The organism is Kineosporia corallincola (assembly GCF_018499875.1).
GTDB lineage: Bacteria > Actinomycetota > Actinomycetes > Actinomycetales > Kineosporiaceae > Kineosporia > Kineosporia corallincola.
The window spans coordinates 640,990-666,731 of the sequence record NZ_JAHBAY010000001.1 but is presented as its reverse complement, the minus strand read 5'-3'; the positions used below and the strand labels follow the sequence as shown (position 1 = coordinate 666,731).

General features: G+C 67.6%; 36 protein-coding genes and 1 pseudogene. All 37 read right to left on the bottom strand.

The genetic code is table 11. The features are described 5' to 3' along the window. Positions 1 to 15: 15 nt before the first annotated feature. The 37 genes and pseudogenes from KIH74_RS03035 to fusA all read right to left on the bottom strand — a co-directional run bounded on the left by KIH74_RS03035 (position 16) and on the right by fusA (position 25,691). Entirely contained in the window at positions 16 to 1,707 is a 1,692-nt protein-coding gene (locus KIH74_RS03035) for an ABC-F family ATP-binding cassette domain-containing protein (protein ID WP_214154149.1), read from the bottom strand. A gap of 43 nt (positions 1,708 to 1,750) precedes the next feature. Next, the gene (locus tag KIH74_RS03030) at positions 1,751 to 2,236 is read right to left on the bottom strand and encodes a DUF5709 domain-containing protein (protein ID WP_214154147.1); all 486 of its coding nucleotides are present in this window, start codon (positions 2,234 to 2,236) and stop codon (positions 1,751 to 1,753) included. 122 nt (positions 2,237 to 2,358) lie between these two features. Then, complete coding sequence (locus KIH74_RS03025; RefSeq protein WP_214154145.1) at positions 2,359 to 4,269, bottom strand: ExeM/NucH family extracellular endonuclease; 1,911 nt, start codon at positions 4,267 to 4,269, stop codon at positions 2,359 to 2,361. An 88-nt stretch (positions 4,270 to 4,357) separates the two neighbouring features. After that, positions 4,358 to 5,194 (bottom strand): tRNA pseudouridine(38-40) synthase TruA, encoded by an 837-nt coding sequence (truA, locus tag KIH74_RS03020; RefSeq protein ID WP_372491993.1) that lies wholly within the window; start codon positions 5,192 to 5,194, stop codon positions 4,358 to 4,360. A gap of 191 nt (positions 5,195 to 5,385) precedes the next feature. Further along, positions 5,386 to 5,994: a 50S ribosomal protein L17 gene (rplQ, locus tag KIH74_RS03015; protein WP_214154143.1), complete on the bottom strand. Its 609-nt coding sequence runs from the start codon at positions 5,992 to 5,994 to the stop codon at positions 5,386 to 5,388. Between the two features lie 67 nt (positions 5,995 to 6,061). Next, entirely contained in the window at positions 6,062 to 7,078 is a 1,017-nt protein-coding gene (locus KIH74_RS03010; protein ID WP_214154141.1) for a DNA-directed RNA polymerase subunit alpha, read from the bottom strand. Between the two features lie 118 nt (positions 7,079 to 7,196). Next, positions 7,197 to 7,604 (bottom strand): 30S ribosomal protein S11, encoded by a 408-nt coding sequence (gene rpsK / locus KIH74_RS03005; RefSeq protein WP_052530806.1) that lies wholly within the window; start codon positions 7,602 to 7,604, stop codon positions 7,197 to 7,199. Positions 7,605 to 7,679: 75 nt separating this feature from the next. Next, on the bottom strand, positions 7,680 to 8,060 hold the full coding sequence (rpsM, locus tag KIH74_RS03000; RefSeq protein ID WP_214154139.1) for a 30S ribosomal protein S13: 381 nt from the start codon (positions 8,058 to 8,060) through the stop codon (positions 7,680 to 7,682). A 194-nt stretch (positions 8,061 to 8,254) separates the two neighbouring features. Next, on the bottom strand, positions 8,255 to 8,368 hold the full coding sequence (gene rpmJ, locus KIH74_RS02995; RefSeq protein ID WP_214154137.1) for a 50S ribosomal protein L36: 114 nt from the start codon (positions 8,366 to 8,368) through the stop codon (positions 8,255 to 8,257). 61 nt (positions 8,369 to 8,429) lie between these two features. Beyond that, positions 8,430 to 8,651, bottom strand: a complete 222-nt coding sequence (gene infA / locus KIH74_RS02990; RefSeq protein ID WP_052530803.1) for a translation initiation factor IF-1 — start codon at positions 8,649 to 8,651, stop codon at positions 8,430 to 8,432. 220 nt (positions 8,652 to 8,871) lie between these two features. Further along, the gene (map, locus tag KIH74_RS02985) at positions 8,872 to 9,726 is read right to left on the bottom strand and encodes a type I methionyl aminopeptidase (RefSeq protein ID WP_214154135.1); all 855 of its coding nucleotides are present in this window, start codon (positions 9,724 to 9,726) and stop codon (positions 8,872 to 8,874) included. 31 nt (positions 9,727 to 9,757) lie between these two features. Then, a complete protein-coding gene (locus KIH74_RS02980; protein ID WP_214154134.1) occupies positions 9,758 to 10,330 on the bottom strand; it encodes an adenylate kinase in 573 nt (190 codons plus the stop codon). Between the two features lie 13 nt (positions 10,331 to 10,343). Next, a complete protein-coding gene (secY, locus tag KIH74_RS02975; protein ID WP_214154133.1) occupies positions 10,344 to 11,654 on the bottom strand; it encodes a preprotein translocase subunit SecY in 1,311 nt (436 codons plus the stop codon). Between the two features lie 191 nt (positions 11,655 to 11,845). Then, complete coding sequence (rplO, locus tag KIH74_RS02970) at positions 11,846 to 12,307, bottom strand: 50S ribosomal protein L15 (RefSeq protein WP_214154131.1); 462 nt, start codon at positions 12,305 to 12,307, stop codon at positions 11,846 to 11,848. Between the two features lies 1 nt (position 12,308). Then, positions 12,309 to 12,491 (bottom strand): 50S ribosomal protein L30, encoded by a 183-nt coding sequence (gene rpmD, locus KIH74_RS02965; protein WP_214154129.1) that lies wholly within the window; start codon positions 12,489 to 12,491, stop codon positions 12,309 to 12,311. Continuing rightward, positions 12,491 to 13,150, bottom strand: a complete 660-nt coding sequence (gene rpsE, locus KIH74_RS02960; RefSeq protein WP_214154127.1) for a 30S ribosomal protein S5 — start codon at positions 13,148 to 13,150, stop codon at positions 12,491 to 12,493. Before rpsE ends, rpmD begins: the two co-directional genes overlap by 1 nt. Before the next feature lie 47 nt (positions 13,151 to 13,197). Further along, positions 13,198 to 13,587 (bottom strand): 50S ribosomal protein L18, encoded by a 390-nt coding sequence (gene rplR, locus KIH74_RS02955; protein ID WP_214154126.1) that lies wholly within the window; start codon positions 13,585 to 13,587, stop codon positions 13,198 to 13,200. After that, a complete protein-coding gene (gene rplF / locus KIH74_RS02950) occupies positions 13,587 to 14,129 on the bottom strand; it encodes a 50S ribosomal protein L6 (RefSeq protein WP_214154124.1) in 543 nt (180 codons plus the stop codon). Before rplF ends, rplR begins: the two co-directional genes overlap by 1 nt. Before the next feature lie 18 nt (positions 14,130 to 14,147). Then, entirely contained in the window at positions 14,148 to 14,546 is a 399-nt protein-coding gene (gene rpsH / locus KIH74_RS02945; protein WP_214154122.1) for a 30S ribosomal protein S8, read from the bottom strand. After that, on the bottom strand, positions 14,540 to 14,803 hold the full coding sequence (locus tag KIH74_RS02940; RefSeq protein ID WP_214154120.1) for a hypothetical protein: 264 nt from the start codon (positions 14,801 to 14,803) through the stop codon (positions 14,540 to 14,542). Before KIH74_RS02940 ends, rpsH begins: the two co-directional genes overlap by 7 nt. 7 nt (positions 14,804 to 14,810) lie before the next feature. After that, positions 14,811 to 14,996 carry a type Z 30S ribosomal protein S14 gene (locus tag KIH74_RS02935; protein ID WP_214154118.1) on the bottom strand — a complete coding sequence of 62 codons (186 nt, stop codon included), beginning with the start codon at positions 14,994 to 14,996 and terminating at the stop codon, positions 14,811 to 14,813. Between the two features lie 2 nt (positions 14,997 to 14,998). Beyond that, a complete protein-coding gene (rplE, locus tag KIH74_RS02930; protein ID WP_214154116.1) occupies positions 14,999 to 15,571 on the bottom strand; it encodes a 50S ribosomal protein L5 in 573 nt (190 codons plus the stop codon). Between the two features lie 2 nt (positions 15,572 to 15,573). Continuing rightward, on the bottom strand, positions 15,574 to 15,939 hold the full coding sequence (gene rplX, locus KIH74_RS02925; RefSeq protein WP_214154114.1) for a 50S ribosomal protein L24: 366 nt from the start codon (positions 15,937 to 15,939) through the stop codon (positions 15,574 to 15,576). Between the two features lies 1 nt (position 15,940). Then, positions 15,941 to 16,309 carry a 50S ribosomal protein L14 gene (gene rplN / locus KIH74_RS02920; protein ID WP_214154112.1) on the bottom strand — a complete coding sequence of 123 codons (369 nt, stop codon included), beginning with the start codon at positions 16,307 to 16,309 and terminating at the stop codon, positions 15,941 to 15,943. Next, positions 16,306 to 16,587 carry a 30S ribosomal protein S17 gene (gene rpsQ / locus KIH74_RS02915; protein ID WP_214154110.1) on the bottom strand — a complete coding sequence of 94 codons (282 nt, stop codon included), beginning with the start codon at positions 16,585 to 16,587 and terminating at the stop codon, positions 16,306 to 16,308. Before rpsQ ends, rplN begins: the two co-directional genes overlap by 4 nt. Positions 16,588 to 16,592: 5 nt before the next feature. Beyond that, a pseudogene (gene rpmC, locus KIH74_RS02910) lies at positions 16,593 to 16,823 on the bottom strand (50S ribosomal protein L29); the annotation flags it as partial. Next, positions 16,823 to 17,242 carry a 50S ribosomal protein L16 gene (gene rplP, locus KIH74_RS02905; RefSeq protein ID WP_214154106.1) on the bottom strand — a complete coding sequence of 140 codons (420 nt, stop codon included), beginning with the start codon at positions 17,240 to 17,242 and terminating at the stop codon, positions 16,823 to 16,825. The gene rplP and the pseudogene rpmC, both read right to left, overlap by 1 nt. Positions 17,243 to 17,247: 5 nt before the next feature. Next, positions 17,248 to 18,075: a 30S ribosomal protein S3 gene (gene rpsC, locus KIH74_RS02900; protein WP_214154105.1), complete on the bottom strand. Its 828-nt coding sequence runs from the start codon at positions 18,073 to 18,075 to the stop codon at positions 17,248 to 17,250. Continuing rightward, entirely contained in the window at positions 18,075 to 18,470 is a 396-nt protein-coding gene (gene rplV, locus KIH74_RS02895; RefSeq protein WP_214154103.1) for a 50S ribosomal protein L22, read from the bottom strand. The genes rpsC and rplV overlap by 1 nt, the downstream gene beginning before the upstream one ends. 47 nt (positions 18,471 to 18,517) lie before the next feature. Next, the gene (gene rpsS / locus KIH74_RS02890; protein ID WP_214154095.1) at positions 18,518 to 18,799 is read right to left on the bottom strand and encodes a 30S ribosomal protein S19; all 282 of its coding nucleotides are present in this window, start codon (positions 18,797 to 18,799) and stop codon (positions 18,518 to 18,520) included. Between the two features lie 16 nt (positions 18,800 to 18,815). Further along, a complete protein-coding gene (gene rplB, locus KIH74_RS02885; RefSeq protein ID WP_214154093.1) occupies positions 18,816 to 19,652 on the bottom strand; it encodes a 50S ribosomal protein L2 in 837 nt (278 codons plus the stop codon). Between the two features lie 89 nt (positions 19,653 to 19,741). Continuing rightward, on the bottom strand, positions 19,742 to 20,044 hold the full coding sequence (gene rplW / locus KIH74_RS02880; RefSeq protein ID WP_214154436.1) for a 50S ribosomal protein L23: 303 nt from the start codon (positions 20,042 to 20,044) through the stop codon (positions 19,742 to 19,744). Positions 20,045 to 20,049: 5 nt separating this feature from the next. Continuing rightward, the gene (gene rplD, locus KIH74_RS02875; protein ID WP_214154091.1) at positions 20,050 to 20,730 is read right to left on the bottom strand and encodes a 50S ribosomal protein L4; all 681 of its coding nucleotides are present in this window, start codon (positions 20,728 to 20,730) and stop codon (positions 20,050 to 20,052) included. A gap of 4 nt (positions 20,731 to 20,734) precedes the next feature. Next, positions 20,735 to 21,406, bottom strand: coding sequence for a 50S ribosomal protein L3 (gene rplC / locus KIH74_RS02870; protein ID WP_214154089.1), 672 nt, complete (start codon positions 21,404 to 21,406; stop codon positions 20,735 to 20,737). A 14-nt stretch (positions 21,407 to 21,420) separates the two neighbouring features. Continuing rightward, positions 21,421 to 21,729, bottom strand: a complete 309-nt coding sequence (gene rpsJ / locus KIH74_RS02865; protein WP_052530780.1) for a 30S ribosomal protein S10 — start codon at positions 21,727 to 21,729, stop codon at positions 21,421 to 21,423. Between the two features lie 600 nt (positions 21,730 to 22,329). Beyond that, positions 22,330 to 23,526: an elongation factor Tu gene (tuf, locus tag KIH74_RS02860; RefSeq protein ID WP_214154088.1), complete on the bottom strand. Its 1,197-nt coding sequence runs from the start codon at positions 23,524 to 23,526 to the stop codon at positions 22,330 to 22,332. Positions 23,527 to 23,588: 62 nt separating this feature from the next. Further along, positions 23,589 to 25,691 (bottom strand): elongation factor G, encoded by a 2,103-nt coding sequence (gene fusA / locus KIH74_RS02855; protein WP_214154435.1) that lies wholly within the window; start codon positions 25,689 to 25,691, stop codon positions 23,589 to 23,591. Positions 25,692 to 25,742: the final 51 nt, after the last annotated feature.

Below are 25,742 nucleotides of genomic sequence, written 5' to 3'. Positions count from 1 at the left end.
GTCGGCTGAGAGCGGTCAGCGTGCCCGCTGGACCCGGGTCTCGTCCCAGACCGGCTCGTCCGACTCGTACACCCTGCCGTCCGACCCGAACACCAGGAACCGGTCGAACTCCCGGGCGAACCAGCGGTCGTGAGTCACCGCCACCACCGTGCCCTCGAACGCGGACAGTCCCTTCTCCAGGGCCTCGGCCGAGTGCAGGTCGAGGTTGTCGGTGGGCTCGTCGAGCAGCAGCAGGGTGGCACCCGACAGTTCCAGCAGCAGGATCTGGAACCTGGCCTGCTGACCGCCCGACAGCGACTCGAACTTCTGCTCGGCCTGGGCGCTGAGCTCGTACCGGTCGAGCACCCGGCTGGCCGCCTCGCGCGGCAGCCCGGAACGGTGCCCGTCACCCCGGTGCAGGATGTCGAGCAGCGCCCGCCCGGCCAGCTCGACGTGCTGGTGGGTCTGGGCGAACCAGCCCGGCCGCACCCGGGCCCCGAGCTTCACCGAGCCGGTGTGCTCCACGCTGCCCGGGCGTGCCGTCGGCGAGTCGTCCACCGGCTGGTGCTCGATGTCCGGGTCGCTGCCCCCGGCCGCGAGCAACCGCAGGAAGTGCGACTTGCCCGACCCGTTCGAGCCGAGCACGGCCACCCGGTCGCCGAACCACAGCTCGGTGCTGAACGGCTTCATCAGCCCGGTCAGCTCCAGGTTCTCGGCCACCACGGCGCGCTTTCCGGTGCGCCCGCCCTTGAGCCGCATGTGCACGTTCTGCTCGTTCGCCACCAGCTCCGGAGGGCCGGCCGCCTCGAACTTGGCCAGCCGGGTCTGGGCGGCGTGGTACTGCGCGGCCATCGAGTCCATGAACGAGGACTTGGTCTTCAGCATCAGCACGAGCTGCTTGAGCTTGGCGTGCTCCTCGTCCCAGCGGCGCCGCAGTTCTTCCAGCCGGGAGTTGCGGTCGGCCCGGGCCTGCGCGTAGGTGCCGAAACCACCGCCGTGGATCCAGGCGTTGGCCCCGGCCGCGTGCGGCTCCAGGGTGACGATGCGGGTGGCGGCGTGCGAGAGCAGTTCCCGGTCGTGACTGACCAGCAGCACGGTCTTCGGGGTCTCGGCCAGGCGCTGTTCCAGCCAGCGCTTGCCCGGCACGTCGAGGTAGTTGTCCGGCTCGTCGAGCAGCAGCACGTCGTCGGGCCCACGCAGCAGGGCCTCCAGCACCAGGCGCTTCTGCTCACCGCCGGAGAGCGTGTCGGCATTACGCCACTGGGCCTTCTCGAACGGCATGCCGAGCGCGGCCACCGTGCACACGTCCCACGCCGTCTCGGCCTCGTAACCGCCGGCGTCGGCCCAGTCGGACAGCGCCTGCGCATAGGCCATCTGGGTCGGCTCGTCGTCGCGTTCCATCATCGCCAGCTCGGCGGCCTCCAGGGCCTGCCCGGCGATCCGGACCGGTGCGGGCGCCACCGAGATGAGCAGGTCACGCACGCTGGTGCGGTCGCGCACGCTGCCGATGAACTGCCGCATCACCCCGAGCGAACCGGCGACCACGGCCGCGCCGGACTGCGCGGCCGTGTCGCCGGCCAGGATCCGCAGCAGGGTGGTCTTGCCGGTGCCGTTCGGCCCGATCAGCGCGGCCACCGCACCGTCGGGCACCTTGAACGTGACCTCGTCCAGCAGGGGACGCCCGTCGGGCAGAGTGAAGGAAACCTGATTGACGTCGATACCGGCCACGGGGCCAGTGTGCCCGGGGTGGGCCCCCGGGCGACAACCGGTTTCAGTCGATGACGTGGACCGCGGCCTCTTCGGCGCTCGCCGCGCCCTGGTCGATGCCGACGTCGGACCCGATCAGGTCCTTCTCGGTGTCCGAGCCGAGGCCCTCGTCCGGGTCCACCAGCCGGCCGGCGCGGTCTCCGCCCACCTCGGCGTACGACAGGTCCTCGTCCTCGATCCGGCTGTTGTCGACCGAGTCGACGTTCTCGTCCGAGGGCGAGGCCTCCAGGTCGGAGGCCAGGTTCGGGTCGGGCTCCTCCTGCGAGAGACGCTGGTCCAGGGACTCGCCCTGGAGCTCCTCCTCCGCGGTGGTGCCGAACCGGGTCATGCCCCGGGGCTTCTCCGGCGGGGAGTAGCTGGCGTCGAACACCGCTCCGTCCACGTCGTCGTCGCCGAACGCCTGGTCCAGGTCGTACGTGTCGTCGGAACCGTCTTCCGGCGGCTGGTAGACCTCGTCCGAGTCGCCGGGTTCAAAGGTCGGATTGCTCATGCAGGCGACCTTGGCACTGTCCGGCCGCGCCCGCCATTCGTAACCCGCACCTGCCGTGTGATCTTGAAAATGGTGGACGACGCCGGGTCGTCACGGCCCGGCGTCGTCCACCGTTCCAGGGGTTACCTGCGCAGGTTGAGCCCGATCAGCACGGGGTCGTGGTCGGAGGTGCGGAACCGGTCGGGGGCGTACAGCGAGGTGAGCTGGCCGGCCGTCTTGTAGTTGGTGTTGTAGTCCAGCACCGAGGGCTCGTCGGCGTTGATGTGCACGTCCTCGACGTCCTTGACCTGGCTCTTCAGCGACTTGCTGGCCAGCGCCTGGTCGAGGTACCCGGACTGGCCGTCGTAGACGTAGGAGTAGGCCTTCTCGCTGCCGGTCTCCCTGTCGATCATGTCGGTGTAGCCGGCCGCGGCCAGCGCCAGGATCGGGTCCTCCTTGGCGTAGGAGTTCAGGTCACCGATGACCAGCACGTCCGGGTCGCCCGCGGCGGGCACCACGGTGGTGTCGATCCAGCTCGCCAGGGTCGTGGCCTGCTCCACGCGGTGCGTGTTCCAGCAGCTCTGGCCGTCGCCCTGATCGGTGTCGGTGCCGGTCGCGCCGTCGCAGCCCTTCGACTTGAAGTGGTTGACCACCACGCTGACGCGGGCCTTCTTCCTCGTCTCGAAGGTGACCGAGAGCGGGTGCCGCTCGAACAGGTCGTCGTTCTCCACCAGCGTCTTCACCGGGGTGACCGCGGCCGGCCGGTAGAGCATGGCCACCTTGATCGCGTCGTCACCGGCCACATTGGTGACGCCGGTGGCCGCGTCGGTGTCCACGTAGGCGTAGGTACCGGGCTCGGTCGCGGCGTTCAGGGCATCGGTGAGCTGGGCGATCGCGCTGTCCGCGGCGTAGCCGTCGTTCTCGATCTCCATCAGGCCGATCACGTCGGCATCCAGCGAGGTGAGGGCGGCCACCTCCTTGGCGGTCTGCCGCTCCAGCTCGGTGGCGTTCTCGGCGCCCCGGCAGTCGGCGGCCTCACCGCCCACCCCGTAGGTGCAGCCCGTGAAGGTGTTGAAGTAGTTGAGCAGGTTGCTGCTGGCCACCTTCAGGTCGCCGTCCACCTCGGTCTTCTTCGGGCGGGCGTTCGCCGCCGTGAAGTCCGCCGAGCCGTTCAGGGCACCCACCGGGCGCAGCCGCCAGGCATTGGGGCTCGCCGAGTTACCGGCCCAGGTGTAGGTGAGCACGCCGACCGCGTTCTTCACCGTGTCGCCCGTGCGCAGGGTGTTGGTGGCGCTCAGCGGCTCGCCGTCGCGCCCGAACACGATCGGGTCCGGGTTCTGGTTGTTCAGCGCGTCGTCGATGATCAGCTGGTTCAGGTCGTTCTCGGCCTGGAGCCGCGCGCTGCGCGGGTCGTCGGCCGGGTACACGTTGGTCGGCTGCATCAGCCGGCCGCCCGACGACACCGTCACCTGGCCGAAGCGGCCCAGCAGGTAGTGCTCGGTCACGGTCAGCTTCTGCGGCAGGCGCACCAGCATGCCCTCGTAGCGTTCCAGCGAATCGGCGCTCGCCAGCGGGAGTTTCACGCTGGTCGGCTTCACGCTCCGGCCGGTGGCGCAGACGCTCAGCGCGGTCGCGGTGATCTGGGTCTGCCCCTGGTACTCCGCGGCGGTGCCGGTGACCTGCACCTGGTCGCCGTTCTTCACCTGGTCCTTGCCGGGGGCGTAGACGAAGATGCCGTCCGAGGTGGACTTGTCCTTGTCGCCGCCGTCCTGCACGAAGAAGCCCTGGAGGGTGGGCGAGGAGCCCTCGTTGTCGCCCACCACGACGCCGCGCACGGTGACCGCGCCGGTGATCGCGGCGGTGGCACCGGATCCCTGCACCGCGCCGATCGCGGTCACGTCGCCGGTGCAGGTAGCCGTGTCGGCCGCGCTGGCGGTCGAGGGCATCAGAAGGCCGAGACCGGCCAGGCCGGTCGCCGCGGCGAGCACACCGGCGGTGCGGCGCGGCCGGGGTCGGTCACTCGGGGTGGCGGGGTCACGCCTCGTCGTCGTCACGGTCGAGGATTCTAAGAGCGTTCTGTGCGATTGGTGTGAACAGAACATGACGTGGGGACGAGCGGTCGGACCCGCCCCCACGCCGGTACTAGCCTCCCAGGGTCCGTACCGCCCTCGCCTCCCGGGCCCGCGCCGCCAGCTCGGCGTCCGCCGGGTAGCCGACCTCCTCCAGCACCAGACCGTGTGGCGGCACCACCGTGACGTGCGGGTCACGGCGGGCGGCGGTCAGGATCTGCGCCGGCCAGGAGACCGGGCGCCGTCCCTCCCCCACCGGCAGCACGGCGCCCACCAGCGCCCGCACCATCGAGTGGCAGAACGCGTCGGCCAGCACGGTCGCCACCAGCAGGCCGTCCTCGTCGCGGCGCCACTCGTAGGTGATCAGGGTGCGGATGGTCGTGGCGCCCTCGCGGTGCTTGCAGAACGCGGCGAAGTCGTTCAGCCCGGTCAGCGTGGTGGCGGCGGCGCTCATCGCCGCGGCGTCCAGGGGACGGCGATGGCTCAGCACGTCCCGGCGGCGCAGCGGCGGGGCACCGGCCGGATGGTCGCTGATCCGGTAGGCGTAGCGCCGGTGCACGGCGGAGAACCGGGCGTCGAACCCGGCCGGGGCGATCGAGGCCCCGTGCACCCGCACGTCTCCCGGCAGCACCCCGGCCAGGCGGGTCAGCAGGGCCGCCGCCGGTGGCCGGTCGCTGCGGCCGGGCACCCGTTCCCACACCTCACGCGGCACGTCGACGTGGGCCACCTGCGCCCGGGCGTGCACCCCGGCGTCGGTCCGGCCGGCCACGGTCAGTTTCGGTGGCCGCGGCAGTCGCAGGATCGTGCCGAGCCCGGTGGCCAGGACCTCCTCCACCGTGCGCCGGCCCGGCTGGGCGGCCCAGCCGCTGAAATCCGTTCCGTCGTAACCCAGATCGAGCCGGATCCGGATCAGCGTACCGTCAATGGTGGACGACGAGGGCGGGCCGGCCTCCACGTCGTCCTCTGATCGGGGGTCCGGGCCGGCGGCGTCCTCTGGCAACGTTCTTCAGGTCCTTCTCGTGGGCTGCGCGTTCTGGCAGGAGAAACGCCGAGAGCCCGCCACCCCCTCACGGGGATGACGGGCTCGGCGTGCTGAACTACTTACTTCTTGCCGTCGACAGCGTCGCTGGCGGCCTCTTCGGCAACCTCGGCAGCAGCCTCCGCGTCCGCGGTGCCCTCGGCGTCGGCAGCAGCCTCGGCCTCGGCGGCGGCGTCGACAGCGGCCTCGGCGTCACCGGCGGCCTTGGCGTCCTCGGCCTTCTCGGCAGCGGTCTCGGCGGCGGACTGGTTGCCGCGGGAGGCGCGGGCCGTGGCGGCCTCGGCCTCACGCACGGTGGCCTGACCGGCGGTCAGCGGCTCGAGAACGAGCTCGATGACGACCATGGCCGCGTTGTCGCCCTTGCGGTTGCCGATCTTCGTGATCCGGGTGTAGCCACCCTTGCGCTCGGCCACCACCGGAGCGATCTCGGTGAAGAGCGTGTGCACCACGCCCTTGTCCGTGATCGTCTGGAGCACCCGGCGGCGGGCCGCCAGGTCACCGCGCTTCGCAAACGTGATCATGCGCTCAGCCAGCGGCTGCATGCGCTTCGCACGCGTCTGCGTGGTGGTGATGGACTTGTGCGTGAACAGCTGGGCCGCGAGGTTGGCGAGCAGCAGCCGCTCGTGCGCGGGACCACCCCCGAGCCGGGGACCCTTGGTGGGCGTGGGCATGTCGGTGAACTCCTAGAGATGCGCACCCGGCGCGGGCGTTCGCCTCCCGCGCCGGGTTATGGGGTTGTCAGAGCTGCTCGTCCTCGGCGAACGACATGTCGTCGTCCGCCCCGAAGCTGTCGACGACGAGGGAGGGATCGAATCCGGGCGGGCTGTCCTTCAGCGCGAGGCTCATGCCGTGGAGCTTGGCCTTGACCTCGTCGATGGACTTGGCACCGAAGTTCCGGATGTCGAGCAGGTCGGCCTCACTGCGCCCGACGAGCTCACCCACGGTGTGGATGCCCTCGCGCTTGAGGCAGTTGTACGACCGAACCGTGAGGTCCAGCTCCTCGATCGGAAGAGCCAGGTCAGCGGCCAGGGCGGCGTCCGACGGGGACGGGCCCATGTCGATGCCCTCGGCCTCGAGGTTCAGCTCACGGGCCAGGCCGAACAGTTCGACCAGCGTCTTGCCGGCGCTCGCCATGGCGTCGCGCGGCTGCATCGACGGCTTGGTCTCGACGTCGACGATCAGCCGGTCGAAGTCGGTGCGCTGCTCGACACGAGTCGCCTCGACCTTGTACGTGACCTTCAGCACCGGGGAGTAGATGGAGTCGATCGGGATGCGCCCGATCTCCTGCTCACCGGTCTTGTTCTGGTTGGCCGACACGTAGCCACGACCGCGCTCGACGGTCAGCTCGAGCTCGAGCTTGCCCTTGCCGTTCAGGGTGGCGATGTGAAGGTCGGGGTTGTGCACCTCGACACCGGCCGGCGGAGCGATGTCCGCGGCGGTGACCGTTCCCGGGCCCTGCTTGCGCAGGTACATCACGATCGGCTCGTCGTGCTCCGAGGAGACGACCAGCCGCTTGATGTTCAGGATGAGCTCGGTGACGTCTTCCTTGACACCGGGCACGGTGGTGAACTCGTGCAGCACACCGTCGATGCGGATGCTCGTGACCGAGGCACCCGGGATGCTCGAGAGCAGCGTGCGGCGCAGCGAGTTACCGAGGGTGTAGCCGAAACCCGGCTCCAGCGGCTCGATGACGAACCGGGAACGGTGCTCGGAGACCGCTTCCTCGGCGAGGATGGGGCGCTGTGCGATAAGCACTGGTGGTTTCCCTTTCGCTACAGGCGACCGCTATATGACGCCTGCTGGGGGTGTCCCGCCGACCCTCTGTCCGGCCGGCGGGTCGGGTGGCCCGTTCACACGGGCCACCCTTCAAGCACTAGACGCGGCGACGCTTGGGCGGGCGGCAGCCGTTGTGCGGCGTGGGCGTGACGTCCTGGATCGAGCCGACCTCGAGGCCGGTGGCCTGGAGGGAGCGGATCGCGGTCTCGCGGCCCGAGCCCGGGCCCTTCACGAAGACGTCGACCTTGCGCATGCCGTGCTCCTGGGCGCGGCGGGCGGCAGCCTCGGCGGCCATCTGCGCGGCGAACGGCGTGGACTTACGCGAGCCCTTGAAGCCGACCTGACCCGACGAGGCCCAGGCGATGACATTACCGACCGGGTCGGTGATCGAGACGATGGTGTTGTTGAACGTGCTCTTGATGTGGGCGTGCCCGTGAGCGACGTTCTTCTTCTCCTTGCGACGCGGCTTGCGCGACGCAGCGGACTGGCGTGACTTGGGAGGCATTGAAAGCTCTTCCTACGAATGGCGCTGAGGTCGTCGGTCCGTGCTCCGGACCCTGGATCAGGGGTTGGAGCGGGACTACTTCTTGCCGGCCTTCTTCTTGCCGGCAACGGTGCGCTTCGGACCCTTGCGGGTACGGGCGTTGGTCTTGGTGCGCTGACCGCGGACCGGCAGGCCACGGCGGTGGCGCAGGCCCTCGTAGCAGCCGATCTCGACCTTGCGGCGGATGTCGGCGGCGACCTCGCGGCGCAGGTCACCCTCGAGCTTGAAGTTGCCCTCGAGGTAGTTGCGCAGGCTGACGAGGTCTTCTTCGCTGAGCTCACGCACGCGCAGGTCAGCGCTCAGGCCGGTGGCCGTGAGGGTTTCCTTCGCGCGGGTCTTCCCGACGCCGAAGATGTAGGTGAGGGCGACCTCGAGCCGCTTTTCGCGGGGCAGGTCGACTCCGACGAGACGTGCCATTGCAGGAGTTCTCTCTTCTGCTAGTACCAGGTGTGGAGCAGCGTCACTTCCCTGGCTGGATCACTGCCTGGGTCCCCGGCCCGGTGGCCCGGGGGTATCGCCCCACGAGGTCGGGCGTGTCGCCCTGCGCCTCAGAGGCGTGCGCTGCTGTTCTGCTCAGATCCTGCGGTGGTGCCTGGTGCTGCTGGGCTGAATCAGCCCTGGCGCTGCTTGTGGCGCACGTTGTCGCAGATCACCATGACCCGGCCGTTACGGCGGATCACTCGGCACTTGTCGCAGATCTTCTTGACGCTCGGCTTGACCTTCATCGTGGCTTCCGCTAGTTGGATCGGCGTGGCTGCTGGCAATTAAGGCGGTGGTGCGGAGATGTCACTTGTAGCGGTAGACGATGCGCCCACGGGACAGGTCGTACGGGCTGAGTTCCACCACGACCCGGTCTTCCGGAAGGATCCGGATGTAGTGCTGACGCATCTTGCCGGAGATGTGTGCGAGCACCTTGTGTCCGTTGGAAAGCTCCACGCGGAACATGGCGTTCGGCAGTGCCTCCACCACGGAGCCTTCGATTTCGATGACGCCGTCTTTCTTCGGCATGTCCTCCGCTTTTCCTGTCGATCGTTCATCGCGGCGCCCGGCCGCTCCCCGGCCCCGATGGCTCCGGGTCCGGCAACGATCAGGCGTTTCTCCAGACGGCTCAGACTGACGTCTTGAGGCTGTCTCGGGCCGTCGCCGGGCGGTGCCAGGCGACGAAGCAGTTCAGCACATGAGCCGACGCAGAAGTCTACGTGATACCACGCCGGTCAGCGAAATCGAGCTACTGCCCCTCTGTGGCCAGGGCAGAAATTTTTGCACCCAGACCGGACAGTTTCGCCACGCCACCGTCCCGGGCGGTGAGCACCCAGAGCCCGTCTTCGAGCAGGGCCACCGAGTGTTCCCAGTGGGCGGCCTTGCCACCGTCGGTCGTGGCGACCGTCCAGTCGTCGGAGAGCACCTTGGTGTCCGGGCCGCCGGCGGTGAGCATCGGCTCGATCGCCAGGCAGATACCCGGCTTCAGCTTGGGGCCGCGGTCGCGTGTGCGGTAGTTCAGCACGTGCGGTTCCTGGTGCATCTCGGTGCCGATGCCGTGGCCGCCGTAGTCCTCGACCAGCCCGAACCGGTCACCGACGAAGTCCTCGACGGCGATGCCGACGGCGTTCAGCCGGTCCCCCGCCGCGATCGCGGCGATGCCCCGCCACATCGACTCCTCGGTGGTGTCGATGAGGTCTTGGTCGGCCTTGACCTGCTCCGGCGTGCGCTCGTCACCGGCGCCGGGCACCACGGCGGTGAAGGCCGAGTCGCCGTGCCAGCCCTTCAGGATGGCGCCGCAGTCGATGCTCACCACGTCGCCGGCCTTGAGCACCTTGCTGCCCGGGATGCCGTGCACGACCTCGTCGTTCACCGACACGCAGAGGGTGGCCGGGTAGGGCGGGTGGCCGTAGTTCAGGAACGACGGGGTCGCGCCCCGCCCGACGATCAGCTCGTTCGCGATCCGGTCCAGGTCGCCTGTGGTCAGGCCAGGAGCCAGCGCCGCGCGCACGGCGTCCAGGGCGTCGGCCACGATCAGGCCGGCGGCCCGCATGAGCCTGACCTGGTCGGGCGTCTTGTACTGAATCCGGTCGCGACCGAGCATCGTCTTTCTTCCTGATCCTGTGCGGGCGGTTCTAGGCGGCGAAGTCGTCGCAGGCGGCCAGCAGCCGACCGGTGACGTCGCTGATCTCGCCCATGCCGTCGACCCGCTGGAGCAGGTCACGGTCCGAGTAGATGTGCACCAGCGGCGCGGTCTGCTCCGTGTAGACCTCGAGCCGGTGCCGGATCACGTCTTCCGTGTCGTCCGGTCGGCCCTCGATCTCGGCACGCTTCAGCAGCCGGGTGACCACCTCGTCCATGTCGACGGTCAGCTCGAGGACGGTGTCCAGCCTGGTGCCCGCCGCTGCCAGCATCGAATCCAGCTCGTCCACCTGGGCCGCGGTACGCGGGTACCCGTCGAGCAGAAAGCCGACCGCCGCGTCGTCTTCCAGGAGACGGTTGCGGACCATCTCGTTGGTCACCTCGTCCGGCACGTACTTGCCGGATTTCATGATCTCTTCCACCTGAACGCCGAGCGGCGTCTTGTCGGCGACGTTCTGCCGGAAGATGTCGCCGGTCGAGATGGCCGGGATGCCGAAGTGGGCGGCCACCTTCTTGGCCTGCGTGCCCTTTCCGGCGCCGGGAGGACCGAGGATCACAAGCCTCATCGACGCACCGCTCTCATCGCAGGAACCCTTCGTAGTGACGCTGCTGCAACTGGGACTCGATCTGCTTGACCGTCTCCAGCCCCACTCCGACGACGATCAGGATGGACGTGCCGCCGAAGGGGAAGTTCTGATTCGCATCGACGAGGATCAGCGCGATCAGAGGGACCAATGCCACCATGCCCAGGTACAGAGCACCAGCGAGAGTAATGCGACTCAGAACATATTCCAGGTAGTCGGCGGTGGGGCGCCCGGCGCGGATGCCGGGGATGAAGCCGCCGTACTTCTTCATGTTCTCGGCGACCTCGTCGGGGTTGAAGGTGATCGCCACGTAGAAGTACGTGAAGAACACGATCAGAACGAAGTAGGCCGTGATGTAGATCGGGTGGTCGCCACGCACCAGGTGGTCGTTGATCCAGGTCACCCATCCGGCCGTGCTGTTCTGCCCCTGGAACTGCGCGATCAGGGCGGGCAGATAGAGCAGGGACGACGCGAAGATCACCGGGATCACGCCGGCCATGTTGACCTTGATCGGGATGTACGTCGTGGTGCCACCGTAGGCCCGCCGGCCGACCTGCCGCTTGGCATACTGCACCGGAATCCGGCGCTGGCTCTGCTCGACGAAGATGACCGCCGCCATGATCAGCAAGCCGATGGCGATGACCAGGAAGAAGGTGTTGAAGCCGCGCTGGGTCTTGATCGTCCACAGGGCCGAGGGGAACGAGGCCGCGATCGAGGTGAAGATCAGCAGCGACATGCCGTTGCCGATGCCCTTTTCGGTCACCAGCTCACCCAGCCACATGATCAGGCCGGTACCGGCCGTCATGGTGAGCACCATGACGCCGAGGGTGAAGAGGCTGTCGTTCGGGATCAGCGTCTCGGAGCAGTTGGTGAACAGGCCACCCTGGGTGCGCGAGATCGCCACGTAGGTGGTCGACTGGAGCACGGCGAGGCCGATGGTGAGGTACCGGGTGTACTGGGTCAGCTTGGCGGTGCCGGACTGACCCTCTTCCTTCAGCGCTTCGAACCGCGGGATGACCACGGTGAGCAGCTGGATGATGATCGAGGCCGTGATGTACGGCATGATCCCCAGCGCGAAGATCGACAGCTGGAGCAACGCACCGCCGCTGAACAGGTTGACCAGCGCGTAGAGGCCGGTCGAGTCACTGTTGCTGGAGAGATCGATACAGCGCTGGACCGCGGCGTAGTCGATCCCCGGGGTGGGGATGTAGGAGCCGAACCGGAAGAGCGCCATGATCGCTACGGTGAAGAAGATCTTGCGCCGCAGATCGGGGGTGCGAAACGCCCGGAAGAACGCGGTGAGCACGCAAAACCTCCTGCGCGCCGCCCCATGCAGGGCAGCTCGTCGTGACGGGCCGTGGATGGGCCGTATGGGTGCGCAGGGACGCGGCCGGGGGCCGGTCCGCAAGACGCCGGTCGGGTGACCTTAACACCCCGGCGACCCGCGTTTTTCGCGAGTCGCCGGGGTGTTTTGGATCGTGCCTGGTGAGCTGGTTCTTACAGCTCGGTGGCGCTGCCGCCGGCCGCGGCCAGCTTCTCCTTGGCGCTGGCGGAGAACTTGTTCGCGCTCACGTTGAGCGCGACCGAGATCTCGCCGTCGCCGAGGACCTTGACCAGGTGGCCCTCACGGACCGCGCCCTTGGCGACCAGGTCCGCGACGGTGACGCTGCCGCCGTCGGGGAACAGGCTGCCGAGCTTGTCCAGGTTGACGACCTGGTACTCGGTCCGGAACGGGTTCTTGAAGCCACGGAGCTTGGGCAGCCGCATGTGCAGCGGCATCTGCCCACCCTCGAACCGGGCCGGAACCTGGTAACGAGCCTTCGTACCCTTGGTACCGCGGCCCGCCGTCTTACCCTTGCTGCCTTCACCACGACCCACGCGGGTCTTGGCGGTCTTGGCACCGGGGGCAGGACGCAGGTGATGCACCTTCAGCGCGTGCTCGCGCTGGCCTTCTGCCATCTCAGTCCACCTCCTCGACGGTGACGAGATGCCGCACCGTGTTGACCATCCCGCGGATCTCGGGACGGTCCTCCTTGACGACGGTGTCGCCGATCCGCTTCAGGCCGAGCGAACGCAGCGAGTCGCGCTGGTTCTGCTTGCCACCGATCTTCGACTTGACCTGGGTGACCTTGATCTGAGCCATCAGCCGGCCACCCCCGCCGCCCGGGCGCGCAGCAGAGCGACCGGGGCGACGTCCTCGAGGGGCAGACCACGACGGGCCGCAACCTCTTCCGGACGCTCCAGGCCACGCAGCGCGGCAACGGTCGCGTGCACGACGTTGATCGCGTTGTCCGAGCCGAGCGACTTGCTCAGCACGTCGTGGATACCGGCGCACTCCAGCACGGCGCGCACCGGACCACCGGCGATGACGCCGGTACCCGGGGACGCCGGGCGCAGCAGGACGACGCCGGCCGCCTCCTCACCCTGGCTCGGGTGCGGGATGGTGCCCTGGATGCGGGGAACCTTGAAGAAGGCCTTCTTCGCCTCTTCGACACCCTTGGCGATGGCCGCGGGAACTTCCTTGGCCTTGCCGTAACCGACGCCCACGGTGCCGTCGCCGTCACCGACCACGACCAGGGCGGTGAAGCTGAAGCGACGACCACCCTTCACGACCTTGGCGACCCGGTTGATCGTGACGACGCGCTCGACGAACTGGTTCTTGTCCTGGCCGCCGTCACGACCCCCGCGGTTGTCGCGGTCGCGGCCGCCCCGGCGACCGCCGCCGCCGCTGTTCTCGCCGCCGCTGTTCGGCCCGCCGGAGTTGTTGTTACCCCCGGGCCCGCGACGCTGAGGTCCAGCCATCAGACGTTCCTTCTCTCTCGCTTCGTAAAGGTCAGCGTGCGCATGGGTTACAGGACCAGGCCGGCTTCACGGGCGCCGTCCGCAATGGCGGCGACGCGACCGTGGTACTTGTTCCCGCCGCGGTCGAAGACCACAGCGCTCACACCGGCGGCCTTGGCACGCTCTCCCACCAGCTCGCCGACCTTGCGGGCCTTGGCGGTCTTGTCGCCGTCCAGGGCTCGCAGGTCCGCCTCCAGGGTGGAGGCCGAAGCCAGGGTCTTGCCCACCGTGTCGTCCACGATCTGCACGAAAACGTGCCGGGCGGAACGCTTCACGACCAGACGCGGGCGCTCGGTCGAGCCCCGCAGCTGCTTGCGCACTCGCAGGTGGCGGCGGGTACGGGCGGCCTGCTTGTTGCGGACCGAGCCACCACCGCTGCGCTTCACACCGATAGCCATTACTTCTTGCCCGCCTTTCCGACCTTGCGCTTGATCACTTCGTCGGCGTAGCGGACACCCTTGCCCTTGTACGGGTCGGGCTTGCGCAGGCTGCGGAGGTTGGCAGCAACCTCGCCGACAGCCTGCTTGTCGATGCCCGAGACCGAGAACTTGGTCGGGCCCTCCACCGCGAAGGTGATGCCGGCCGGCGGCTCGATCGTGATCGAGTGGCTGTAGCCGAGAGCGAACTCCAGGTTGGAGCCCTTCGCCTGCACGCGGTAACCGGTGCCGACGATCTCGAGCTTCTTGACATAGCCATCCGTCACACCGGTCACCATGTTGGCGATCAGGGTGCGGGTGAGGCCGTGCAGTGCGCGCGACGTACGCTCGTCGTCCGGGCGCGTGACCTTGACCGTGCCGTCGTCCTCGCGGGCGACGGTGATCGGGGCGGCGACGGTGTGCGTGAGGGTGCCCTTCGGGCCCTTCACGGTCACGTCAGCACCATCGAGGGTCACGTCGACGCCGGCGGGAACGGTGATCGGCAGTCGTCCAATTCGGGACATGCTCTCTCTCCCTTCCCGTTACCAGACGTAGGCGAGGACTTCCCCACCCACGCCCTTCTGCTTGGCCTGCTTGTCGGTCATGAGACCGGAGGACGTCGAGAGGATCGCCACGCCGAGTCCGCCGAGGACGCGGGGCAGGTTCGTCGACTTCGCGTAGACCCGCAGACCGGGCTTGCTGATGCGCCGGAGACCGGCGATCGAGCGCTCCCGGTTGGGGCCGAACTTCAGCTTGACGGTCAGCGTCTTGCCGACTTCGGCATCCGCGACCTCCCAGCTGGAGATGTAGCCCTCGGCCTGGAGCAGCTCAGCAACCTTCTGCTTGAGCTTGCTGTAAGGCATCTGAGTCTGGTCGTGGTACGCGGAGTTCGCGTTCCGGACGCGGGTCAGCATGTCCGCGATCGGATCGGTCATCACCATTGGGCTTGTCCGCCCTTTCCCACCGCGGTTTCGGCGACCTTCTCGGAGGCGTCGACCTGCGGCGTAGTTGCTTCTGCGAGAACCTCGGGCTCGAGGAACTCGGGGAGGTATTCCGGAACATCGTGCCGCAGCGTCACCAGGCCGGTCGGAAGGCTGGAGCGCAGCGAAACCATGCGATTGTTGCGCACCGTCCGACGGCGGCCGGTCCGGAGCGCCACCTGAGTGGCGCCCGGGTTCGGGATCGTCAGCTGTGACACGGCCGGCCTACCAGCTGCTCTTGGTGACGCCCGGGAGCTCGCCCCGGTGCGCCATCTCTCGCAGGCAGATCCGGCACAGGCCGAACTTGCGGTAGACCGAGTGCGGGCGGCCGCAGCGCTGGCACCGGGTGTACGCCCGGACGCCGAACTTCGGCTTCCGCGCCGCCTTGTTGATCAGCGCAGTCTTCGCCACTGTCAGTTCTCCTTGAACGGGAAACCGAGGAGCTTCAGGAAGACGCGCCCCTCTTCATCGTTGGTGGCCGTGGTGACGACCGTGATGTCCATACCACGAACGCGATCGATCCGGTCCTGGTCGATCTCGTGGAACATGGACTGCTCGTTCAGACCGAACGTGTAGTTGCCACGCCCGTCGAACTGCTTGCCGTTCAGACCACGGAAGTCACGGATACGCGGCAGGGCGATGCTGACCAGCCGGTCCAGGAACTCCCACATCCGGTCGCCGCGCAGCGTGACGTGCGCGCCGATCGGCATGCCCTCACGCAGCTTGAACTGGGCGATGGACTTGCGGGCCTTGGTCACCTGCGGCTTCTGCCCGGTGATCGCGCTCAGGTCACGGATCGCGCCGTCAATGAGCTTGGAGTCGCGGGCGGCCTCGCCCACACCCATGTTCACGACGACCTTGACCAGACGCGGAGTCTGCATCACGTTCGCGTAGTTGAACTGCTTGCGCAGCTCGGGCGCGATCTCGGCGTCGTACCGGGCGCGGAGCCGCGGCTGCACCTTGGTGCCCTCGTCAGTCACAGTCATCGTCACAGGTCCTTACCGGAACGCTTGGCGTAGCGAACCCGCACCGTCTTGGTCTTGCCGTCACGCTCGACGGTCTCGACCTTGACGCCGACGCGGGTGGGCTTCTTGGTCTCGGGGTCGACCAGCATCACGTTGCTGATGTGGACCGGCGCCTCCTGAGTGATGATCCCGCCGGTCTTGGAACCCCGGCCGGACTGACCCTCTTTGGTGTGGCGCTTGACCCGGTTGATGCCCTCGACCAGGACCCGCTCGGTGTCCGGGTAGACGGCGATAACCTTGCCGGTCTTGTTCCGGTCCCCGCCGTTCTTCTGGGAACGGCCGGTGATCAGCTGGACGGTGTCGCCCTTCTTGATCTTCAGCTTCGCCATCTCAGAGCACCTCCGGAGCCAGCGAAATGATCTTCATGAACTTCTTGTCGCGCAGCTCGCGGCCGACCGGCCCGAAGATGCGCGTGCCCCGCGGGTCGCCGTCGTTGCGGAGGATCACCGCGGCGTTCTCGTCGAAGCGGATGTACGAGCCGTCCGGCCGGCGGCGCTCCTTGACGGTGCGCACGATGACGGCCTTGACGACGTCGCCCTTCTTGACGTTGCCGCCGGGGATCGCGTCCTTCACGGTGGCGACGATGACGTCACCGATGCCGGCGTAACGACGGCCGGACCCGCCGAGAACACGGATGCAGAGGATCTCCTTGGCACCCGTGTTGTCGGCGACGCGCAGCCGCGACTCCTGCTGAATCACTTGGCCTTCTCCAGAATCTCGACCAGGCGCCAGCGCTTGGTCGCCGACAGCGGACGGGTCTCCGAGATCGACACCAGGTCACCGACACCGGCGGTGTTGGCCTCGTCGTGCACCTTCACCTTGGTGGTGCGCCGGATGACCTTGCCGTAGAGCGGGTGCTTGACCCGGTCCTCGACCTCGACCACCACGGTCTTGTCCATCTTGTCGCTGACGACGTAGCCGCGGCGCGCCTTACGCTGGCCACGCTCCGGGGCGTCAGCCTGGGTGTTCTCACTCATGCTCAGGCCTCCGGGCTGGCGGTGATGCCGAGCTCGCGCTCGCGCATGATCGTGTAAATCCGTGCGATGTCACGCTTCACCGCGCGCAGTCGCATGTTGTTCTCCAGCTGGCCGGTGGCGGACTGGAAGCGAAGGTTGAAGAGCTCTTCCTTCGCCTTCTTCAGCTCCTCGACCAGACGATCCTGGTCGAAACCACGCAGGTTGGCCGGGTTCAGGTCCTTCGAACCGATGGCCATCAGCTTTCACCGCCTTCGCGCCGGACGATCCGGCACTTCATCGGCAGCTTGTGGATGGCCCGGGTCAGGGCCTCCTTCGCCACCTTCTCAGTCGGGAACGAGAGTTCGAACATCACGCGACCGGGCTTGACGTTCGCGACCCACCACTCCGGGGAACCCTTACCGGAACCCATGCGGGTCTCGGCCGGCTTCTTCGTCAGCGGGCGGTCCGGGTAGATGTTGATCCAGACCTTGCCGCCACGACGGATGTGACGGGTGATGGCGATACGAGCGGACTCGATCTGCCGGTTGGTGACGTACGCGGGCTCCAGAGCCTGGATGCCCCATTCGCCGAAGGTGACGGCGTTGCCGCCCTTCGACATGCCGGAGCGACCGGGGTGGTGCTGCTTGCGGTACTTGACCCGACGCGGGATCAGCATGGGACTCAGGCCTCCGTTCCGGTACCCGCGTCAGCGGCCGGCGCGGACGCCGCGGGCGCCTCGGCGGCGGGAGCGCTGTCAGCGGACTGCTGCTGCTGCGGACGACGACGCGACGGACGCTGCGCGCGGCCACCCGGGCCGTCACGACGCGGGCCACGCGGCGGGGCCGCAGCCTGCTCACGAGCGAGCTCGCGGCTGGTGATGTCGCCCTTGTAGATCCACACCTTCACGCCGATACGGCCGAACGTGGTGCGGGCCTCGTACAGGCCGTAGTCGATGTTCGCGCGGAGCGTGTGCAGCGGCACACGGCCCTCGCGGTAGAACTCCGACCGGCTCATCTCGGCGCCGCCGAGACGGCCCGAGCACTGGACCCGGATGCCCTTGGCGCCGGCGCGGAGCGAGGACTGCATGCCCTTGCGCATCGCACGACGGAAGGACACGCGGCTCGCCAGCTGCTCGGCGATGCCCTGGGCGACCAGCTGAGCGTCGACCTCGGGGTTCTTCACCTCGAGGATGTTCAGCTGAACCTGCTTGCCGGTGAGCTTCTCCAGCTCGCCACGGATCCGGTCGGCCTCGGCGCCACGGCGACCGATGACGATGCCCGGACGGGCGGTGTGGATGTCGACGCGAACCCGGTCACGGGTGCGCTCGATCTCGACGCGGCTGATGCCGGCCCGCTCCATGCCCTTGGACATGAGCTTGCGGATCGCGACGTCTTCCTTCACGTAGTCGCGGTACCGCTGCCCACCCTTGGTGCTGTCGGCGAACCACCGGCTCTTGTGCTCAGTGGTGATGCCCAGGCGGAACCCGTGCGGGTTGACCTTCTGTCCCACTAGCGGGTCCCTCCATTCGCGGCGGCGGGCTGAGCGCCGCTCTTCTTCTCGGCCGGGCCGACCACAACGGTGATGTGGCTGGTCCGCTTGCGGATCCGATACGCCCGGCCCTGCGCCCGCGGCCGGAACCGCTTGAGCGTCGGGCCCTCGTCAACGTACGCCTCCTGGATCACCAGGGTGCGCTCGTCGAACGCCTCGGACGCGGCGGCGGCCTTCACCCGGGCGTTCGCGATCGCGCTCTGCACGACCTTGAGCACGGGTTCGCTGGCGGCCTGCGGAGCGAACTCCAGCACGGCAATCGCCTGCGGCGCCTGCTTCCCACGGATGAGGTCGACGACGCGGCGGGCCTTCATGGGCGTGACACGGACGTACCGCGCCTGCGCCTTGGCTTCCATCGCTGCTTCCTACCTTCTGTCGCTTCTGACTGCTCGGGTGGGCGCGATCAGCGCCGACGGCCCTTGCGGTCGTCCTTCTCGTGTCCGCGGAACGTGCGGGTGGGGGCGAACTCGCCCAGCTTGTGACCGATCATCGACTCGGTGACGAACACCGGGACGTGCTTGCGGCCGTCGTGCACGGCGATCGTGTGACCGAGCATGTCGGGCACGATCATCGAGCGCCGGGACCAGGTCCGGATGACGTTCTTGGTCCCCTTCTCGTTCTGAGCGTCCACCTTCTTCTGGAGGTGGTCGTCGACGAAGGGACCCTTCTTCAGACTGCGAGGCATTCTCGAAAGGCTCCTATCAGCGCTTCTTGCCGGTACGGCGGCGGCGAACGATCATCTTGTCGCTCTCCTTGTTGGGGCGACGGGTGCGGCCCTCCGCCTGACCCCACGGGCTCACCGGGTGGCGACCACCGGAGGTCTTACCCTCACCACCACCGTGCGGGTGGTCGATCGGGTTCATGGCGACACCACGGACGGTCGGGCGCTTGCCCTTCCAGCGCATGCGGCCGGCCTTGCCCCAGTTGATGTTCGACTGCTCGGCGTTGCCGACCTCGCCGACGGTGGCGCGGCAGCGCACGTCGACGTTGCGGATCTCGCCGGATGGCATGCGCAGCTGCGCGAAGCGGCCCTCACGGGCGACCAGCTGCACCGAGGCGCCGGCCGAGCGGGCGATCTTGGCGCCGCCACCGGGCCGCAGCTCGATCGCGTGGACAACCGTACCGACCGGGATGTTGCGCAGCTCGAGGCTGTTACCCGGCTTGATGTCGGCCGTGGGGCCGTTCTCGATGCGGTCGCCCTGCTTGAGCTTGGTCGGGGCGATGATGTAGCGCTTCTCGCCGTCCGCGTAGTGCAGAAGGGCGATGCGCGCCGTGCGGTTGGGGTCGTACTCGATGTGAGCGACCGTGGCCGGGATGCCGTCCTTGTCGTGACGACGGAAGTCGATCACCCGGTAGGCGCGCTTGTGACCGCCGCCCTTGTGCCGGGTGGTGATCCGGCCGGTGTTGTTCCGGCCGCCGCTCTTGGTCAGCGGGCGCACCAGGGACTTCTCCGGCTCCGACCGGGTGATCTCCACGAAGTCGGCGACAGACGAACCGCGGCGGCCCGGTGTCGTCGGCTTGTACTTGCGGATTCCCATGTGAGTCAGTCCTCTTGCTGTTTCTCGGATGTCGGTCTTCGGACGCCCTCAATCCGGCCGTTACTGACCGGATCGGAACGAACTGGGAGTCAGGAGACCGGCCCGCCGAAGATGTCGATGGTGCCTTCGCTGAGCGTGATGATGGCGCGCTTGGTGTCCTTGCGCTTACCGATGCCGTTCCGCGTGCGGCGGGTCTTGCCCTGCCGGTTGGCGGTGTTCACAGCGGCAACCTTGACCCCGAAGACCGTCTCGACCGCGATCTTGATCTCGGTCTTGTTCGCGCTCGGGTCGACGAGGAAGGTGTACTTGCCCTCGTCCAGGAGCGTGTAGCTCTTCTCCGAGACGACCGGCGCCAGCAGGATGTCGCGCGGGTCCTTGTGGACGCCTCCGATGGTGCTCACTTGGCATCCTCCTTCGCGGTGACCTTGGTGACGACCGGGCTCTCGAGGAACGAGTCCAGCGCGGCCTTGGTGAACACCACGTCGTCGGCGCAGAGCACGTCGTAGGCGTTCAGCTGGTCGAAGGGCAGCACGTGCACGCCGTCCAGGTTGGACAGGCTGCGCTTGCCGACCTCGTCCGTGCGGGTCACGACGACCAGCAGGTTCAGGCGCTCGGTGAGGCTCTTCAGAGCCTTCGAGGCCGTCTTGGTCGAGGGGGCGTCGCCCTTGACCAGCTCGGAGAGCACGTGAACGCGACCGTGACGGTTGCGGTCCGAGAGCGATCCCCGCAGCGCGGCGGCGATCATCTTCTTCGGGGTGCGCTGCGAGTAGTCGCGCGGCGTGGGGCCGTGAACGACGCCACCGCCGGCGAACTGCGGGGCGCGGGTCGAGCCCTGACGGGCGCGGCCGGTGCCCTTCTGGCGGTACGGCTTCTTGCCGCCGCCTCGGACCTCGCCACGGGTCTTGGTGTCGTGCGTGCCCTGGCGAGCCGCGGCCAGCTGGGCCACGACGACCTGGTGGATCAGCGGCACGTTGGTCTGGGCGTCGAAGATGACCGCGGGGAGATCGACGGAGCCGACCTTCTCACCCGCGCCGTCCACGACGTCCAGGCTCAGCTTGGTGGTGGTTTCGGTGGCCATGGTTTCAGCCCTTCTTCGCCGCGGTGCGGACCAGGACGATGCCGCCGCGCGGCCCCGGAACGGCACCCTTGATCAGGAGCAGACCGCGCTCGGCGTCAACGGCGTAGACGCTGAGGTTCTGCGTGGTCTGGCGCTCGCCACCCATGCGACCGGCCATCCGGGTGCCCTTGAAGACACGACCCGGAGTGGCGCAACCGCCGATGGAACCCGGGGAGCGGTGCTTGCGCTGCGTACCGTGCGAGGCGCCGAGGCCCTTGAAGCCGTGACGCTTCATGCCACCCGCCCAGCCCTTGCCCTTGGTGGTACCGGAGACATCGACCGTCTGGCCGGCCTCGAAGGTCTCCACCGTGAGCTCCTGGCCCAGGCTGTACTCGGCGGCGTCGGCCGTGCGCAGCTCGATCACGTGACGGCGCGGCGTGACGCCGGCCTTCGCGAAGTGACCGGCCAGCGGCTTGGTCACCTTGCGCGGGTCGATCGCGCCGTACGCGATCTGGACGCCCGGGTAACCGTCGCCTTCAGCGTTGCGCACCTGCGTGACGACGCACGGACCCACCTGGATGACGGTGACCGGGACGAGCCGGTTGTTCGCGTCCCAGACCTGGGTCATCCCGAGCTTTTCGCCGAGCAAGCCCTTGACGGTGGTCACCGTCGGCTTACTGATCGTCTTGAGAGTCATCAGATGAGGTCCTTCTAGAGCTTGATCTCGATGTCCACGCCGGCCGGCAGGTCAAGCCGCATCAGCGAGTCCACCGTCTTCGGCGTCGGGTTGATGATGTCGATCAACCGCTTGTGCGTGCGCATCTCGAAGTGCTCGCGGCTGTCCTTGTACTTGTGCGGCGAACGGATGACGCAGAACACGTTCTTCTCCGTCGGCAGCGGCACCGGGCCCGCGACCGTCGCGCCAGTCCGAACGACCGTGTCGACGATCTTGCGGGCCGAGCTGTCGATGACCTCGTGGTCGTAGGCCTTCAGCCGGATGCGGATCTTCTGTCCCGCCATGGCGTCGTTGCGCTCTCTTTCGCTTGGTCGACAGGCGTTGAGCGGCCGGTACTGCTGCCGTTCGGCACTGTCTGTGGTCCACCCGGGCCGTGGTGTGCGGCCCGGGCCTTAACTGCTGTGGTGCGGGGTCGTGCTTGGTGTTCCACGTCTTCTGCGACGCTCACAACCGTGTGGGGCGGTGCTTGCGAACACCGACCCCCGAGGTCGGGCGTGTCGCGTTCGCGGACCAGACTCGTCCATCGTTTTCAACGAGGACCAGGGGGCTGGGCCGATGGTGCATTGGCGGCTACCCGGTGCCGGTCGATCCGGGCCCCGGAGGGCGCGACGGACGCGACGGTGCGCGAGCAACCTGTCCAGTGTGCCAGACGCAGGACGTCATTGACCAATCGTGGTCCGCGAGGTGAACGGATCAGAGCGGCATGACGCTGACATGAACACACCACTGGACCCGTGATCCCTTGCCGCTCCCCCGCTTTCGCTTGCGCGAGGTCGGGTGGACGGAGCTGGAAAGAGACGCCCGGCACAATGGCGCAGACGGCGTTGCGGGCCCAGACGCACGCCAGCGGCGGCAGCCGGAGAGGCTGCCGCCGCTGGTGGTTACTACTTGAGGATCTTGGTGACGCGGCCCGAGCCGACGGTCCGGCCACCCTCACGGATGGCGAAGAGCAGACCGTCTTCCATGGCGATGGGCTGGATCAGCGAGACGGACATCTCGGTGTTGTCACCGGGCATGACCATCTCGGTGCCCTCGGGGAGCTTCACGACGCCCGTGACGTCCGTCGTCCGGAAGTAGAACTGCGGACGGTAGGAGTCGTAGAACGGCGTGTGCCGGCCGCCCTCATCCTTGGACAGGATGTAGACGTTGGCCTCGAACTCCGTGTGGGGAGTGATCGAGCCCGGCTTCACGACGACCTGGCCGCGCTCGACGTCCTCGCGCTTGATACCACGCAGGAGCAGACCGCAGTTCTCGCCGGCCATGGCCTCGTCGAGAGTCTTGCGGAACATCTCGATGGCGGTGACCGTGGTCGTGGTGCTCTTGTCCTTGATACCGACGATCTCGACGGTCTCGTTGGTCTTGAGCACGCCGCGCTCCACCTTGCCGGTGACGACGGTGCCACGACCGGTGATCGTGAAGACGTCTTCGATCGGCATCAGGAACGGCTTCTCGGTGTCGCGCTGCGGCTCCGGGATCGACTCGTCCACGGCGGCCATCAGCTCGAGCAGCTTCTCGGACCACTCCGGGTCGCCCTCCAGCGCCTTCAGCGCGGAGACCTGGACGACCGGCAGGTCGTCACCCGGGAAGTTGTACGAGGAGAGCAGCTCCCGGACCTCGAGCTCGACGAGCTCCATGATCTCCGGGTCGTCCACCATGTCGGACTTGTTCAGGGCCACGACGATGTAGGGCACACCGACCTGACGCGCGAGCAGCACGTGCTCACGGGTCTGCGGCATGGGGCCGTCGGTCGCCGCCACCACGAGGATGGCGCCGTCCATCTGGGCCGCACCGGTGATCATGTTCTTGATGTAGTCGGCGTGACCCGGGCAGTCGACGTGCGCGTAGTGACGCGTCTCGGTCTGGTACTCGATGTGAGCGATCGAGATCGTGATACCACGCTGACGCTCTTCGGGCGCCTTGTCGATCTGGTCGAACGCCTGGGTGTCCGGGTTCAGCTCCGGGTACTTGCCGTGCAGAACCTTGCTGATCGCAGCAGTCAGCGTCGTCTTACCGTGGTCAATGTGACCAATGGTGCCGATGTTGACGTGCGGCTTAGTCCGCTCGAACTTCGCCTTCGCCACGGGGTCCTCCTGTCGGACGGGTTGTTATCTGTCTGGGGTTCGACGGGATGCTGGTGGCGCGATTACTCGCCGCGAACCTTCTTGATGATCTCTTCCGCAACGTTCCGGGGAACCTCTGCGTAGGAGTCGAACTGCATGGTGTACACGGCACGTCCCTGCGTCTTGCTGCGCAGGTCACCCACGTAACCGAACATCTCCGACAGCGGAACCGCGGCCTTCACGACCTTGGCACCGCTGACGTCCTCCATGGCCTGGATCTGGCCACGGCGGGAGTTCAGGTCGCCGATGACGTCGCCCATGTACTCCATCGGCGTGCGGACCTCGACGGCCATCATCGGCTCGAGGAGCACGGGGCTGGCCTTGCGGGCAGCCTCCTTCAGCACCATCGAGCCGGCGATCTTGAACGCCATCTCGGACGAGTCGACGTCGTGCGCCGCACCGTCGAGCAGGATCGCCTTGATCCCGACCAGCGGGTAGCCCGCCAGGATGCCGAACTGCATGGCGTCCTGGATACCGGCGTCCACACTCGGAATGTACTCGCGCGGGACGCGACCACCGGTGACCTTGTTCTCGAACTCGTAGAACACGCCCTCGGACGTGTCCAGCGGCTCGATGGTCACCTGGACCTTGGCGTACTGACCCGACCCACCGGTCTGCTTCTTGTGGGTGTAGTCGAGCTTGACCACGGCCTTGCGGATGGTCTCGCGGTAGGCCACCTGCGGCTTGCCGACGTTGGCCTCGACCTTGAACTCGCGGCGCATGCGGTCCACCAGGATGTCCAGGTGGAGCTCGCCCATGCCGGCGATGATCGTCTGACCCGTCTCCTCGTCCTGGCGGACCTGGAAAGTCGGGTCCTCCTCGGCGAGCTTCTGGATCGCGGTGCCCAGCTTCTCCTGGTCACCCTTGGTCTTCGGCTCGATGGCGACCGAGATGACCGGCTCCGGGAACGTCATCGACTCGAGGACGATGGGGTTCGTCGGGTCCGACAGGGTCTCACCGGTCGTGGTGTCCTTCAGACCGATGACGGCGTAGATGTGGCCGGCAGCCGCCTCGTCGACCGGGTTCTCCTTGTTGGAGTGCATCTGGAAGATCTTCCCGATGCGCTCCTTCTTGCCCTTGGTCGAGTTCACGACCTGGGCGCCGCTGGCCACCTTGCCGGAGTAGACCCGGATGTAGGTCAGCTTCCCGAAGAACGGGTGCGCCGCGATCTTGAACGCCAGGGCGGAGAACGGGGCCTCGTTGTTGGCCGCACGCGTGATGACGGTCTCTTCGTCGTTGGGCGCGTGGCCCTCGACGTCGGGAACGTCCAGCGGGGTCGGGAGGTAGTCGATCACGGCGTCGAGCATGGGCTGAACGCCCTTGTTCTTGAACGCCGAGCCGCACAGGACCGGGTTGACCTCGCTCGCGATGGTGAGCTTACGGATCGCGCCCTTGATCTCCTCGGGCGTGAGCTCCTCGCCACCGAAGAACTTCTCGAGCAGCGCCTCGTCGGACTCGGCGACCGTCTCGAGCAGCTTCTGGCGCCACTCCTCGGCCTTCTCCTGAAGGTCGGCCGGGATCTCCTCGATCTCGTACGCCTCGCCCTTGCCCGTGTCGCCACGCCAGGTGAGTGCACGCATGTAGATCAGGTCGATGACACCGGTGAAGTCCGACTCGGCGCCGATCGGCAGCTGGACGACCAGCGGCTTGGCCCCGAGGCGGTCGATGATCGTCTGGACCGTGAAGTAGAAGTCCGCGCCCAGCTTGTCCATCTTGTTGACGAAGCAGATACGGGGGACGTCGTACTTGTCAGCCTGCCGCCAGACCGTCTCGGACTGCGGCTCGACACCCTCCTTGCCGTCGAACACCGCGACCGCGCCGTCGAGGACGCGCAGGTTGCGCTCGACCTCGACGGTGAAGTCGACGTGCCCGGGGGTGTCGATCAGGTTGATCTGGTTGCCTTCCCAGAAGCAGGTGGTGGCAGCGGAGGTGATGGTGATGCCACGCTCCTGCTCCTGCTCCATCCAGTCCATCGTGGCGGCGCCGTCGTGGACCTCACCGATCTTGTAGTTGATCCCGGTGTAGAACAGGATCCGCTCAGTGGTGGTGGTCTTGCCGGCGTCGATGTGAGCCATGATGCCGATGTTGCGGACCTTGTTGAGGTCCGTCAGCACGTCTTGTGCCACGCCGATCGCCTCTCTCATGAGGTTTCAGTTCCAGGGGGGAAATACCCGCAG

Coding starts and splice junctions, on each gene's coding strand:
- rplX (WP_214154114.1), bottom strand. CDS start 15,939: ATGGCGAAGCTGAAGATCAAGAAGGGCGACACCGTCCAGCTGATCACC.
- rplV (WP_214154103.1), bottom strand. CDS start 18,470: ATGGAAGCCAAGGCGCAGGCGCGGTACGTCCGTGTCACGCCCATGAAG.
- rpsH (WP_214154122.1), bottom strand. CDS start 14,546: ATGGTGATGACCGATCCGATCGCGGACATGCTGACCCGCGTCCGGAAC.
- rplF (WP_214154124.1), bottom strand. CDS start 14,129: ATGTCCCGAATTGGACGACTGCCGATCACCGTTCCCGCCGGCGTCGAC.
- rpsJ (WP_052530780.1), bottom strand. CDS start 21,729: ATGGCGGGACAGAAGATCCGCATCCGGCTGAAGGCCTACGACCACGAG.
- rplO (WP_214154131.1), bottom strand. CDS start 12,307: ATGGCAGAAGGCCAGCGCGAGCACGCGCTGAAGGTGCATCACCTGCGT.
- rpmJ (WP_214154137.1), bottom strand. CDS start 8,368: ATGAAGGTCAAGCCGAGCGTCAAGAAGATCTGCGACAAGTGCCGAGTG.
- rplB (WP_214154093.1), bottom strand. CDS start 19,652: ATGGGAATCCGCAAGTACAAGCCGACGACACCGGGCCGCCGCGGTTCG.
- rpsM (WP_214154139.1), bottom strand. CDS start 8,060: ATGGCACGTCTCGTCGGAGTCGACCTGCCCCGCGAAAAGCGGCTCGAG.
- rplP (WP_214154106.1), bottom strand. CDS start 17,242: ATGCTGATCCCGCGTCGGGTCAAGTACCGCAAGCAGCACCACCCCGGT.
- rpmD (WP_214154129.1), bottom strand. CDS start 12,491: ATGGCTCAGATCAAGGTCACCCAGGTCAAGTCGAAGATCGGTGGCAAG.
- rplE (WP_214154116.1), bottom strand. CDS start 15,571: ATGACTGTGACTGACGAGGGCACCAAGGTGCAGCCGCGGCTCCGCGCC.
- map (WP_214154135.1), bottom strand. CDS start 9,726: ATGCTCGGTCGCGACCGGATTCAGTACAAGACGCCCGACCAGGTCAGG.
- KIH74_RS02980 (WP_214154134.1), bottom strand. CDS start 10,330: ATGAGGCTTGTGATCCTCGGTCCTCCCGGCGCCGGAAAGGGCACGCAG.
- infA (WP_052530803.1), bottom strand. CDS start 8,651: ATGCCGAAGAAAGACGGCGTCATCGAAATCGAAGGCTCCGTGGTGGAG.
- rpsS (WP_214154095.1), bottom strand. CDS start 18,799: ATGCCTCGCAGTCTGAAGAAGGGTCCCTTCGTCGACGACCACCTCCAG.
- rpsQ (WP_214154110.1), bottom strand. CDS start 16,587: ATGAGTGAGAACACCCAGGCTGACGCCCCGGAGCGTGGCCAGCGTAAG.
- rpsE (WP_214154127.1), bottom strand. CDS start 13,150: ATGGCTGGACCTCAGCGTCGCGGGCCCGGGGGTAACAACAACTCCGGC.
- rplR (WP_214154126.1), bottom strand. CDS start 13,587: ATGGCTATCGGTGTGAAGCGCAGCGGTGGTGGCTCGGTCCGCAACAAG.
- rplQ (WP_214154143.1), bottom strand. CDS start 5,994: ATGCCCACGCCCACCAAGGGTCCCCGGCTCGGGGGTGGTCCCGCGCAC.
- rpsK (WP_052530806.1), bottom strand. CDS start 7,604: ATGCCTCCCAAGTCACGCCAGTCCGCTGCGTCGCGCAAGCCGCGTCGC.
- KIH74_RS03030 (WP_214154147.1), bottom strand. CDS start 2,236: ATGAGCAATCCGACCTTTGAACCCGGCGACTCGGACGAGGTCTACCAG.
- rplC (WP_214154089.1), bottom strand. CDS start 21,406: ATGACTCTCAAGACGATCAGTAAGCCGACGGTGACCACCGTCAAGGGC.
- rplD (WP_214154091.1), bottom strand. CDS start 20,730: ATGGCCACCGAAACCACCACCAAGCTGAGCCTGGACGTCGTGGACGGC.